The 13,825-nt window shown below is 37.4% G+C and carries 9 protein-coding genes; 6 read left to right on the top strand and 3 right to left on the bottom strand.

All coding sequences use genetic code 11. The features are described from left to right. Positions 1-44: 44 nt before the first annotated feature. The gene (locus tag ACOVO2_RS07365) at positions 45-1,373 is read right to left on the bottom strand and encodes a DEAD/DEAH box helicase (protein WP_421769353.1); all 1,329 of its coding nucleotides are present in this window, start codon (positions 1,371-1,373) and stop codon (positions 45-47) included. Positions 1,374-1,797: 424 nt separating this feature from the next. Here ACOVO2_RS07365 and ACOVO2_RS07360 point away from each other — a divergent pair, with 424 nt between their 5' ends. The 6 genes from ACOVO2_RS07360 to ACOVO2_RS07335 all read left to right on the top strand — a co-directional run bounded on the left by ACOVO2_RS07360 (position 1,798) and on the right by ACOVO2_RS07335 (position 12,197). Further along, the gene (locus ACOVO2_RS07360; RefSeq protein WP_421769352.1) at positions 1,798-2,946 is read left to right on the top strand and encodes a DegT/DnrJ/EryC1/StrS family aminotransferase; all 1,149 of its coding nucleotides are present in this window, start codon (positions 1,798-1,800) and stop codon (positions 2,944-2,946) included. A gap of 108 nt (positions 2,947-3,054) precedes the next feature. Beyond that, positions 3,055-3,960, top strand: a complete 906-nt coding sequence (locus tag ACOVO2_RS07355) for a glycosyltransferase family 2 protein (protein WP_421769351.1) — start codon at positions 3,055-3,057, stop codon at positions 3,958-3,960. 65 nt (positions 3,961-4,025) lie between these two features. After that, positions 4,026-4,817 carry a class I SAM-dependent methyltransferase gene (locus ACOVO2_RS07350; protein ID WP_421769350.1) on the top strand — a complete coding sequence of 264 codons (792 nt, stop codon included), beginning with the start codon at positions 4,026-4,028 and terminating at the stop codon, positions 4,815-4,817. A gap of 169 nt (positions 4,818-4,986) precedes the next feature. Next, a complete protein-coding gene (locus tag ACOVO2_RS07345) occupies positions 4,987-8,259 on the top strand; it encodes a tetratricopeptide repeat protein (RefSeq protein WP_421769349.1) in 3,273 nt (1,090 codons plus the stop codon). Between the two features lie 19 nt (positions 8,260-8,278). Beyond that, positions 8,279-10,204, top strand: coding sequence for a DUF3857 domain-containing transglutaminase family protein (locus tag ACOVO2_RS07340; RefSeq protein ID WP_421769348.1), 1,926 nt, complete (start codon positions 8,279-8,281; stop codon positions 10,202-10,204). A gap of 37 nt (positions 10,205-10,241) precedes the next feature. After that, positions 10,242-12,197: a DUF3857 domain-containing protein gene (locus ACOVO2_RS07335; RefSeq protein WP_421769347.1), complete on the top strand. Its 1,956-nt coding sequence runs from the start codon at positions 10,242-10,244 to the stop codon at positions 12,195-12,197. Positions 12,198-12,269: 72 nt separating this feature from the next. On the opposite strand, the gene ACOVO2_RS07330 is transcribed toward ACOVO2_RS07335, so the two are convergent. Together ACOVO2_RS07330 and ACOVO2_RS07325 are read right to left on the bottom strand one after the other, a co-directional pair. Then, complete coding sequence (locus tag ACOVO2_RS07330) at positions 12,270-13,550, bottom strand: UDP-N-acetylmuramoyl-tripeptide--D-alanyl-D-alanine ligase (RefSeq protein WP_421769346.1); 1,281 nt, start codon at positions 13,548-13,550, stop codon at positions 12,270-12,272. 60 nt (positions 13,551-13,610) lie between these two features. Then, positions 13,611-13,825 (bottom strand): LOG family protein (locus ACOVO2_RS07325; RefSeq protein WP_421769345.1); only part of this gene is annotated, 215 nt, incomplete at its 5' end.

The following is a 13,825-nucleotide window of genomic DNA, read 5'->3' as shown; positions in this document are numbered from 1 at the left end:
CCACCAGCTAAAGCAGGTGGTAATTCAATAATTTCCAATCAAAATCATCTCGCAATCTCAATTTTATATTTCTTACCTTTCATTTTTTCTTCTCTGATGAGTTGTAGAAGTGCCTTTACTTTTGTGCGTTTCACGGCTGCAAATGATGTAAAATCTTTCACTTCGATAAGCCCCAAATCACCTTTTTCGAGTTGGCCTTTTTGTGATAAAAATCCTACAATATCAATTTTATTGAGCTTGTTTTTCTTTCCTCCACTAATATAAAGTGTTTGATATTCAGGAAGTTGCGGCAATGGATAACGTTTTGAAAGTACTAATTCTTCCAAATTTTTATCAACATAAGCTGGGCGTTCTTCATCTCTACTGAAAATCAGATAAGAAGTTCCCGAAGCGTGCATACGTGCCGTGCGACCATTACGATGCACAAATTCGTGGGCTTGAAGTGGCAAATGATAATGAATAACGTGCTTCATTTCTGGAATATCCAGCCCACGAGCAGCCAAGTCGGTCGTGACCAAATAATTTACGCTGCCGTTTCTGAATCTAATCAACGCACGTTCACGGGCATCTTGTTCCATTCCACCGTGGTAAAAAGTGGCCACAATCCCTTTTTGGTTCAGAAACTCGCTCGTTCGCTCGGCAGCATCTCGGTGATTACAGAAAATCAAAGCGGCTTCGGAATTGAGTGAGCAAACTAAATCAAATACGGTATCGAGTTTATCTTTTTCGTCCGAAATCACCAACTTCATCGTTAGTTGCTCATTTTCGGTATTTTTTTCTGGTAAAAAATCTAACACTTGGGGCGTTGTCAAACCCGTAAATTCGGGAATTTCGATGCCTGCTGTGGCCGAGACCAACACTCTTTTATTGAGATTTGGCAAGTTTCCGATAATAAAAGACATTTGGTCATGAAAACCCAAATCCAACGATTTATCGAATTCATCAAGCACTAAGGTCGTGATGCCATCCAATGCGAAAGTGTTGCGAGTAATATGGTCGGCAATTCGGCCAGGAGTGCCAATCAATAAAGCTGGTGGGGTTGATAAGTTTTGTATTTCGGTAGCCATCGGGTGTCCACCGTAGCACACATTTACCTTAAAACCCGTTGACATTTTCTTCCAAACTTGCTCAATCTGCATCGCCAATTCACGAGACGGTGCCAGTATCAAGCATTGTACTTTAGCTTGGTCAGTTTTGAGTAATTGCAAAATTGGCATCAAAAATCCTAGTGTTTTACCCGAACCCGTTGGAGCCAATAAAAGCGTATCGCTATTGCGAGCGGTGATGGCTTTTTGTGCCGAAACTTGCATCGGATTTAGTTTCTCAATGCCAAGATTGGCCAATATTTGCGAATGTTGTTGATGAATATCCATGACACAAAGGTACGGACAATAAATAGGATTTTATTGAAATATTTATGTGCTTCTACCTCACCAAATCTAATATTTCTGAGGTCCTTCCAACCTTATTTCACAAACCAGAATCTTGATTATAAAAGTCTATTATTTAGATGATTTTTCTTCGAAAATAGCCTTTTTCACTATTTCTGTTTTAGTCATTAATGCTATAACTTAGCATTTCGCTACTCATAAAACAGCATACTAACCCATCAAATGTATAGATTAAAAGATTAAAATTTATGATAAAAATCCTTTTTTTGTAGAATATTAAAATTTATAATATTAATTTTGTTCACATCCAAGTATAGCATTAAAACTATCTTGGTATATCTTAAACGTGAAAAATAAATTTTCCAGAGAAACCTGGTCAATCTAACCTAAAACTTAACTATTGTTTATGACTGCTGAAAAGCCTATGAACGAGTTTCCTGTCATGGATACAAGTGACGGTATCGTTCTGTTTCATCCAAATATTCCAGCCAAAGCTGCTTTAAACGTAAGCGAAGTTCTGAATACTCGTTGGATTGGTCAAGGGCCAAGAGTTGATGAATTTGAGCAACGTTTCGAGCAGAAATTTACCGCCCCTTGCAAAAGCCTTGCGGTTGGCTCAGGAACTGACGCCCTACATTTATCATATTTACTGGCTGGTCTCAAAGAAGGCGACGAAGTAATTGCCCCAGTATTTACGTGTACAGCTACCAACATCCCGTTTTTGTATATGGGAGTAAAAATTGTTTTTGCCGATATTGACGCCAACCTCAATATTGATGTAAAGCACGTAGCTCAACTCATTACACCAAAAACCAAAGCGATTGTTTGTGTGCATTATGGCGGTTTGCCATGTGACATGGATGAACTTTGGGAACTTGGCCGTAAGCACAATATCGCTATCATCGAAGATGCCGCTCATGCCGTTGGTGCAAAATACAAAGGCGAGTATATCGGTAGCCAAAGCGATTTTACCATGTTTTCGTTTCAAGCAATCAAGCACATTACCACCGGTGATGGCGGTATGTTGGTCGTAAAAGATAAATCTTTGGTAGAAAAAGCCAAACGTTTACGTTGGTTCGGCATTGACCGTAGCAGCAAACAAAAAGGCATTTGGGAAAACGATATTACTGAAGTTGGTTATAAATACCAAATGACCGATATTGCTGCCAGTATCGGCCTTGCAGCAATCGATGAGTTTGACGACCATTTGGCTCATCGTCAGAAACTCTATCGTCTCTACTGCGATTTATTGAAAGACATAAAAGGCATCAGAGTAATCGGAAGCGAATACACCGACCGTGAACACGCAGCATGGCTATTAACTGCCGAAGTTGACGACCGTGAAAATTTGATGAAACACCTTCGTGAACACGGCATCGAATCAGGTCAAGTACATTACAGAAACGATAAATATAGCATTTTTGGTGGCCGTACACCGGGACAATTCCCTAAGATGGATGCTATCGAAGAACGTTATTTAGTATTACCTCTTCACGCCAAAGTAACCGAAGAAGACGTGGCATACATTGCCTACGTATTACGCAAAGGATGGTGAAAATAATTAAGAATGTAGAATTAATGACAAATTTCTCTTTAATTCTACATTCTTAATCTCTCAACCGACCCATTCTACATTCTTCATTTTACATTCTTCATTTCCTCTATGGATTTTATTCATAAAAAAGTAGCATTAGACTACTCTCCTGTTTTTTCTATACTCATTCCTTCGTGGAACAACCTTGATTATTTGAAATGTGCGGTTAATAGTATCAAAAAAAATAGCCGATACAAACACCAAATCATTGTTCACGTAAACGAAGGTAACGATGGCTCGGAAGATTGGGTAATTGCTCAAGGTGATATTAGCTATACAAAAAGCTCGCAAAATTCGGGCGTTTGCTATGGTTTTAATGCCGCTTCACATTTGGCTACTGCCGAATACTTAGTTTTTATTGATGATGATATGTACTTATGTCCTGATTGGGATTTCTATTTATTTGAGGAAGTTGCCAAACAAAAAGATGATAAATGGTGTATCAGCGGAACAATGATTGAGGGATTCGACAAAGGAAATGCCTGCGTAATAGCCGATAAAAACTACGGTACTCACCCATCAGAATTTGATGAAGACAAGTTTTTGGCAGAGTATGCCACTTATCCGAAGGAAGACTGGAATGGTAGCCAATGGTATCCGATGGTTTTGCCAACTTTTGTTTACCGAGCAGTTGGTGGTTTGAGCGTTGAGTTTTTCCCAGGGATGTACAGCGACCCCGATTTTATGATAAAACTCTGGCATTATGGCGTGCGTTACTACAAAGGTTTGGGAAAAAGCCGTGTATATCACTTTGCCAGCCGAAGCACAGGCCGAGTAAAACGCAACGATGGCCGTACAGAGTTTATCTTGAAGTGGGGCATGAGTAGCAATACGTTTTTCAAAAATTATCTAAAAATCGGAACAAAGTTTTTAGGTAAACTACCCGACCCCGAAGAAAACTTTACGCTTCGCTTAAAAAAACAAATTGATAGATGGAAGGTTAAGTTTAAATCAAAACCTATTGATATTACTTAGTCCACAGCCAATAGACGACGGTCAACAGAAAAATAATCTATAATCAACAAGTTATCAGCGTTTTAATGTCGAAATATAAATCACAAATCAAGCAAGTGCCACACTCAAAGGGAGCTGCTTTGGAGTTTATTCATCGTTTTGTTGAAGAAAATGATGTGAAAGGAAAAACTGTGATTGATGTTTCGGCCGGTTCGGGCTACGTAGCTAATTTATGGCACAATGCTGGTGCCGTCGTAAAAGCTTTTGATATGTATCCCGATATTTTTAAAAGCGATTCGCTGACTTGCCAGCCCATTGATTTAAACCAAAAACTACCCATCGAAGCCAATTCGGCTGATTATGTGCTTTTGATGGAAACCATCGAACATATTCCTAATCAGACCTCACTGCTACAAGAACTTTCAAGAATACTCAAACCCAATGGTATTTTAATCGTAACCAAGCCCAACAACAGCAGCCTAAACGGTCGCCTCGGAAATTTGTGGGTAGAAGCCGAACGAAGTGATATGTTTTTATCGAACGAAGCAAGTGTAATTGGTTACGACGATAGCCACATTTATAATGGTCGAGTATATCTCTGCACCGCCCAAAGGCTACGAACACTGGCTGGTTTGGCAGGCTTAAAATTACAGAAAGTTCATGCCAATCAACTAAGCGTAAGTTCTTTGATTTCGTATCTATTTTTGGGTGTTTTTTTTCATCTTCGTTCGTTTCGCACGCTCAAGCGTATGATACGCAAAACATCAAGTACGCAAGAGAAAACAATCATACAAGAGCAGCACGAACTCAATACAAATCAGACGCTGCTTTTACATAAACATTTGTGCGTAACGTTTCAGAAAACCGAAAAGCTATAGTTTTAAAATTTGAACTTCACCATATTTCTTGACTATTCTACGCAACAATCAATGGCCTAACTTAGCAGAATAATTCTTTTCATTTCCTTTGTAATCTCTGAGAATTGACGTAATTTTTGAGCGATTTTCTCGCTAAACTTTAAAAAATTACATTTACAATCCACTTTTTATGCGTCAATTTCTGCTGTTTGCCCTCACATTTGCTTACACCTTTTGTCAAGCACAAACTACCCGCATTCCACTGATTAACTCTTCTCAACTCATCGAAGAAGGTGTAAAACTTCACGAAGAGGAAAAATTTGATGAAGCACTTGCCAAGTATGATGCGGTTTCTCGAAACGATAGTAGCTATGCTTTAGCTATTTATGAAAAAACTTTATCTTATTATTCCAAAAAAGATTACTCAAAAGCCATCGAAACAGCCAATTTTGGTTTCACACTCAAATCAGAATACGAACCACTTTTTCATTTGATGCTCGCTGCGTCGTTAGATGATTCAGGAAAAAGAGAAGAAGCACTAAAAGCGTATCAGAAAGGTATTGATAAATTTCCTAATGATTTCAGGCTTCACTACAATAAAGGTTTGGTTTACTACCGAATGTGGAAAATCAACGAAGCTATTGCGTGTGTACAGAGAGCCATTGAACTAAACTTTTTCCATGCCAATAGCCATCGGTTACTGGGCTTGATATGCTTGGAGCAAGACCAACCCTCTCGGGCCGTGTTGTCGATGCTCACGTATCTTACAATCGAACCGCAGCACTCTTTAGCGGCCGATAATATTATTAAATTAGAAAAATATCTCACCGAAGATATTGCCTATAATCCAGACTCGGTACTCATAAAAATTGACGAAGAAGCCTTTCAAACTACCGATTTAGTGCTAAAGTCTCATGCGGCTCTTAATGCCAAATTCAAACTTCAGTCAAAGTTAGACTTTAAGGTTGTAAGGCAGATTCAGGCATTTTTGGAGAAACTGGAGTATGACGAAAAAAGCCAAGATTTTTGGATGAAAAAATACGTATCTTATTATCAGAAACTCTGGAAATCAGGATACTTTGAAAACTCGGTGTATTATTGGTTTGCTTCGGTCGATGAGCGTGCCAAGAAGAAATACGAAAAAGATGATTCTGATATCAAACAATTGAAGAGTTTTGCCAGTACGTCTTTTCAAAAGATAAGTCGATATAAAAAAATGGCACTCAATGGAAAAGAAGGCCTTTATCGAGTTGGGTATCACGAAAATGATTTCATACAAAGTATTGTGAGCGACTACGACGAAGAAAAACAAATCATAAAAGGTTATGCCGAATTTTATCATCCAAACAATGCCTTAGAGAGTCGAGGTACTTACGACCAAAATGGCTCTCGCACGGGCGAATGGAAGTTTTATGATTCAAAAGGGCAGCTGGTTCAAATCACTCAATATTATCCAAAAGATAGTATCGTAAAATATCAAAACTATTTTTCTAATGGCAGTTTATCGGATGAGGGTAGCCTCAAAAATGGCGAAGATGATGGAAAATACACAGCTTACTACGTAGGTGGTGGAAAAAAATTTGAGGTTAGTTTTGAGAAAGGCAAGAAAAGTGGCAAAGCATTCGAATATTTTGAAGATGGAATTATTGATTCTGAAGCTTTCTATAAAGATGGAATGTTGAATGGGGTGCTAAAAAACTATCATCTAAATGGCCGATTGCTATCTGAACGTACAATTATTAACGACGAAGAAGATGGCATGTATAGAAGTTATCACTTAAATGGTAAACCCAACGTGGTCGGAAAAATGGCCAAAAATATGTCGGAAGGTGAGTGGCTATACTACTATGACAACGGTCAAATTTCTTCAAAAGTCTTTTTTGAAAATAATATCAAGCAAGGTGCGTTTCTTACTTTTCACCCAAATGGAGTGAAGGCTTCAGAGGGAAATTATACCAAAGGCGAACCAACAGGCATTCATAAATATTATGATGAAGATGGAAAAATCAGCTCGGAAGAAAGCTACGAAAATGGTCTTCTGAAATCTTATAAATATTTCGATAAACAAGGCAATATACTTTCAGAAAATACTCGAAAAGGAGAAGTTTTAGATTTAAAAGCGTTTTATCCGAATGGAGCGAAACGAATCGAGGGTAAGTTCAATAAAAAAGGTCGCCACGGAACGTTTATCGAATACCATGAAAGTGGCGGTAAAAAAATCGAATCCGAGTATCTCAATGGAATGTTGAATGGGGTATCAAAAGAGTATTCAGAAGTTGGAAAAATTATCACCGAAGATACTTACAAAAACGATACTCTTGATGGCTATCATATTCAGTATTACTCAAATGGTAAAGCTTCACAAGAAGGTTGGTTTGTGAAAGGTTTAGCACAAGGTACTTGGAAAAATTACCACGAAAATGGCGTAGTAAAAGACCTGATTTATTACCAAAATAACAAAGTTGATGGATTTTCGGAGCATTTTTATCCGAATGGCAAAAAAGAGAACGAATTTTATATCCAAAACGAAATCACCGAAAAAGTCATACAGTTTGATACAACGGGGAAAATCTTTCATACTATTGATGTGCCAAAAGGTAACGGAAACGTTATTATGAAAGGTATTTCGGGCAATAAACTTCGAGAGCTTACCTTCAAAAACGGCAATAAATCTGGCGAAGAGGTCTATTACTATGCCGATGGCACCAAGAATTTATCAGTCAACCATAAACACGGTGTAGAATGGGGTTTACGTACTTTCTACAACATATATGGCAATCGTGAACGAGAATACTACTATAAAAATGGTGTGATGGATAGCCTGACTCGTTTTTATTATGAAAACGGAAAACTCGAATTTGAGGGTTTTCACAAGGAAAACGAGCTTGATGGGCTATCGAAATGGTATTCGTACGATGGTAAGCTCGAAACAACTATCAATTTTAGGAATGGTCAAAGGCACGGTGAATATATTTATTTTGGTGAAGACGGAAAAACTGTGGCCTTTAAACTAATATATCGAAACGGTCAGATTATCGAATACACTTATTTAGATAAAAACAACCAATGGCTACCTCCGACAACAGTAAAAAATGGCACTTTTGACCTAAAGGCATTCTATCCGAATGGTAAGCCAAGCTACGAAGGGTCGTTTATTAAAAATCAACGCCATGGACTTTGTCGTTATTTTTATATGAATGGCAATTTAGAGGCCGAATTTAACTTTGATTTAGGTGTAAATATCGGTGAGCAAAAAGAGTATTACATTTCTGGCAAACCTCGTGTAATTTACATCGAAAAAGATGATGTAAGGAATGGTTCTTTTAAAACATTCAACGAAAACGGAACCTTGAAACTTGAAAACAATTATGTGTCAGGTCTATTACACGGAAAGGTAAAAGAATATGATAACCTCGGAAAACTAATTCGTACTCGAAACTTTTATTATGGTGATGAATTCTGATTTTTCACCACAAAGACTCATGAATAAAATACTGATTTTCAATCTTTTATTAACAAATATTTTATTTGCACAACCCAAAGTAAATGTAGATGAGCTTCGGAGCAAATATCCCAATGCAGATGTACTGACACTCACACTTTCAGAAAAAGTGAATATCGACATCGTTGATGGGAAAGTGCAGATTGTATCTGATTTTGTGCAGGATAATCTCTTCTTGACCAATAAAGTGGGGCTTATGAATATGGCCGACCAAAAAATTGGTTATTCGCCTTATTTTCAGGATATTAAAGAGATAGAGGCCGCCACCTACATTCCCGATGGAAAAGGATTCAAGAAAATAAATGTCAAAGAAATTACGACCGAAAAATCTACTTCAAAAGGTATTTTCTACGATGATTATTTAATAAAAAAGGTCACTTTTTTAGGCTTGCAGGTTGGGGCTATTTCATCATTGAAGTACCAAGAAGTAATAAAAGACCCACACATGCTCGGAAGTTTTCTTTTCGGTAACTACATTCCAATCGAGAATGCAGAGTTTTCCGTAACCTTTCCAGCCGATGTAAAAGTTTCTTATAAAACTTACGGAGATTTCTCGAAAATTGATTTTAAAGAAACTAAAAGTCGAAATAAAACTACGTTTTCGTGGAAAAGTACGCAAATAAAAGAATCGCCTTACGAACAAAAAGCCCTCAATATTCGCTATTACGTGCCGCAAGTTCAATTATTTATTGAAAACTACACGGCAGGCGGTAAAACCATCCCAGTTTTATCTGACGAAAAACAGCTCTTCGATTATTATGTTTCGTTGGTGAAAGATATTAATAAAAAGCCTGATAATCAGCTTGCTACGCTGGTCGATTCTCTTACGAGGGGAAAAGCAGAAGTCGAAAAAATAAAATCGGTTTATTATTGGGTACAAGATTTTGTCAAATACATTGCTTTTGAAGATGGCATGGGTGGTTTCATTCCACGAGAAGCCAATGATATTTTCAGAAAACGTTACGGCGACTGTAAAGATATGGCCAGTTTGATTACAACTATGCTTCGACTGGCGGGTGTAAAAGAATCTTATTTGGGCTGGATTGGTACAAGAGATATTCCGTTTCGTTATAAAGAAAATCCTTCGCTAAGCATTGATAATCACATGATTGCGGTTGCGAAAGTCAATGGCGAATGGCAGTTTCTTGATGCCACCGACGACCGCATCGACTTTGGTTTACCGACCAACCACATCCAGGGCAAAGAATGTATGATTATGCTCAACGAAAAAGAATATGCTATTTTAGAAGTTCCCGTCGTCAAGGCCGCCATTAATCAGAGAAAAGACTCGGTTTCGGTAAAACTCGAAGGCAATTTAATCAAAGGAAAAGGATTGACAACCTTAGATGGCCTCTGGAAAACCGACATCAAATATTACCTAAACAACTACTCAGAAAAGCAAAAACAAGATTATTGCGAAAACATGTTTCGTGTAGGAAATAATAAATGTAAAGTTGGGGTGGTTTCTCTGCAAAACTTAAAAGAGCGAGATAAGAAATTAGGATTTGAGTATGACTTTTCAGTGCCTGATTATATCAAAAATATAGATAATGAAATCTACGTCAATCCGCATTTTTACAAACATTTATCCGCTGCCAATCTGATAGAAAAAGGCCGAAAACTTGACCTCGTCAATGATTACCCGTGGCTGGAAGAAACAATCCTCCGCTTTGAGATTCCAGCCAGTTTTGAGGTGAGTTATTTACCCAAAAACATCAATTTCAATCATGGTAGTTTTGGATTCGCTATCAGCTATAAGCAAGAAGGCCAGACTATCATGCTTCACCAACGCACTTTTATTAATAATCTGGTACTGAAAAAAGAAGAGTTTGAAGATTGGAATAATATGATTGCCAAAATGATTTCGGCTCAAAACGAGCTGGTTGGTTTTAAGAAAAAAATATAAATAGTCCGTTTTACCTAAATTCGTCGTCTAAACTTTAATGAAAAACAACTTTCTCACACTCACACTATTGCTGTTTTGCGGGCAGCTTTTTGCTCAAGATTTACACTTTCAAAAGCAAGACTTTATCAGCACAATCAATAATAAAACCGCTGCACTAAGCACCGAAGAACAAAAAGAACAAGCAATCTTACTAAGTTCTAAGATTTACATTGAATATGCCGAAGACCCAAAAACTGGCCAAATAAGCGAATACTATGGTCTGATGCGTCGTTTTCGAATCAATGAAGCAGGAGCAATCGATAGCTACAATAAAATTGTTCTGCCGATTTCATCAAAAAGCGACTTGATAGCTCTGAAAGTTCGTAGTATTAGTCCAAAAGGCATTGTAAAAGAATTAGGAGAAGAATCTATCAAAGAAACAGAGGAGGAGGGAAGAAGCTACAAAATGATTGCCGTTGAGGGGGTTGAAGTAGGAAGTGAGGTTGAGTTTTATTATTTGGTAAAAGTGCCAATTTCGGTTTTTGGTAGCGAACAACTACACAATGCGATTCCGATTCGAGAAACTGAATTCATGATTATTTCGCCCGAATACTTAAAGTTTGAAGCCAAATTGTATAATTCAAGCAGTATCCGACAAGACACAGTTATTGATAAAAAAGCTTATATAGGCTTTAAAATACAAAATTTATTACCGCTCTATGAAGAAAAATACGCCAATAGCGAAGCAAATAAAGCCCAAATAGAATATAAATTGGCTTATAATACATCAAAGGGAAATGTAAAAGTATTTAGTTGGAAAGATGCGGGAAATACATTTTATGAATTGATGCACAAAACATCAAAGGAGTCGGCAAAAGAAATAGAAAAAGTACTGAAAAAAGAAAATATTGGGGGAGAATCAGAGGAAAAAAACATTCGAAGCATAGAAAACTACATTAAATCCAATATTTCATTAAAAGAAGATGCCAGCAATAATTTACTCCCTGATGGAATCTTAAAGTCAAAATTTGCCGATGAAGGCTCCATTACGAGGCTATATGTACAGTTTTTTGATGCTGCCAATGTCAATTACGAGCTAATTGTTGGAGTCAATCGATTTAAAAAGCGATTCGATAAATCTTTTGAAACATGGAATTTCTTGGACAAATATTACTTTTATTTTCCAAACTCCAAAAAATACCTCGACCCTAACAATCCATTGGCTCGCTATGGGCAAATCAGCCTGCCAATGGAAGGTACGGATGCACTTTTTATAAGCAATATCACGATTGGCGATATGAAAACCGCTTTGGCTAAAGTTAAGGCAATTCCGTTTTCAACTTCCGACATAAATTATGATAATATCAATGCCGAAATTAGTTTTCCGAAGAATTTGGATGATGTAAACATCAAAATGAAGCGAACTTTTGCGGGGCATCAAGCCAGCGACATGAAGGGCTATTTTATGCTATCAAACGACGAGCAAAGAAGTAAGATTTTAGAAAATATATTGAAAGCAACGCTCAAGGAAGATGCTGTTTTCACTAATTCTGTTGCTCAGAACTATAACTTAAATTCGGCAGAAGCTGACAAAGAATTTATCATCACAACCGATATTTCAACCAAAAGTATGATTGAAAAAGCAGGAAATAAATACTTTTTCAAACTGGGCGATATTATCGGGCCACAGGCAGAGTTATACAACGAACGCCCACGCAAACAGCCAATTGATATCAGTAATGCTCACTCGTATTTGAGGAAGATAAAAATAAATCTTCCAGAAAACTATAAAATTCGTGGTTTGGAAGGTATCAAACGAGATGTTTCTTTTGAATATAATGGTAAAAAAGCAATGGGGTTCGTAGCTGATTACCAGTTGGATGGGCAAGTACTCAATGTAACGATTGAAGAATATTATAACGAAGTTTTATTGCCAGTTAGCGTTTACGATAATTTTCAAAAAGTAATCAATGCCGCCGCAGATTTCAATAAACTAACACTTGTTTTTGAGTAGATATTTCAGAAAAAAGCCTTGGTAAGTCTAAAAATTCAGAATTACCAAGGCTGAAAATATTGAAAGATGTAATTATAAAAACTGCACAACAGTCTCCAAACTAACTCCTCTCGAACCTTTTATCAATACATAAACGTCTTTTAATTGCTTATCAATCAGCCAGTTATGTAGCGAGAATTTATCGGAAAAATAAAAAGCATTCGGTAAAAACTCAAGTGCATTTGTCATTAATTCGCCGAATAAAACTACCAAATCAAAATCTCCTTTGGCTACTAATTCGCCAATCAAGCGGTGTTCGGCTGGGCCTTCTTCTCCCAGTTCAAACATATCGCCCAAAATCACGACTTTCTTTTTATCGGTTTTCAGATTGATAAAATTCTGAATTGAAGCCGACATTGACGATGGATTAGCATTATAGGCATCGAGCAAAATGCTATTTGTACCTTTCTCAACAATCTGCGAGCGATTATTGTCAGGATTGTATTCTGAAACCGCTTCATTGGCTAACTCAGCCGACACACCAAAGTATTTCCCGATGGCTAAAGCTGCCGCAATATTTTCAAAGTTATATGAGCCTGGAAGATGCGTTTCGTATTGAGTACCATTTGCGGAGAATGTAACCACTGGCGAATCTTGCAGCATAACAATCTCATCATCAGCTAAATAGTCGATTCTCTCTTTGAATTTCCGCTGAGCGGCCATTTCGAGCAATGCCGTACTTTTAGCACTTACGAAAACTGTTCCACCTGATTTTGCTAAAAAGTCATACAATTCTCCTTTGCCTTTTTTCACCCCTTCAACACCACCAAAACCTTCTAAGTGAGCTTTTCCGACATTCGTAATGAAACCGTGCGTTGGTTCACAAATATTAGATAAATCTCTGATTTCGCCTTGGTGATTTGCTCCCATTTCGATTACCGCAATTTCGTAGCTTTCGTCAATTCCGAGCAATGTAAGCGGCACACCAATATGATTATTTAGATTTCCTTTTGTATAGTAAGTCTTGAATTTCTTTGATAAAACCGCCGCAACTAATTCTTTTGAAGTAGTTTTTCCGTTTGAGCCAGTCATGCCCACAAACGGAATACTGAGCTGTTGACGGTGGTAATTAGCCAATTTCTGAAGCGTATAAAGTACATCACCAACCAAAATGCAACGTTCGTCGGTAGCATATTCGGCCTCGTCAATCACTACGTATTTTGCACCTTTATTGAGTGCTTCATGAGCAAACGAGTTAGCATTGAATTTATCGCCTTTCAGAGCAAAAAACATTACTCCTTCGTTGATTTTTCGGGTATCGGTCGAAATCCCGTTGCTGGCTTTAAATTTTTGATATAATTCGGCAATAGACATGGTTTTCTACAATAAATATCGAAGTTTTTTACAAAGATAAACTAAAAGCAATTTACCTTATCAGATTTGCTCTCTATTCAACCATTTTTCGTGGTAAGAAGCTTTAAAACTCGACATTTTCTCCATTAATTCTTCAATATTATCGGCCACAATTACCAATGCACGATTTTCGGCTTTCAAGAAACCTTCTTCAACCATTACATCTAATTGCTTTAGTAGGTGGTCATAAAAACCATTGACATTAAGCAAACCCACTGGCTTTTGGTGAAGTCCCA

Source organism: Emticicia sp., assembly GCF_049241225.1.
Taxonomy (GTDB): domain Bacteria; phylum Bacteroidota; class Bacteroidia; order Cytophagales; family Spirosomataceae; genus Emticicia.
This window is presented reverse-complemented; position numbering and strand designations above follow the sequence as displayed.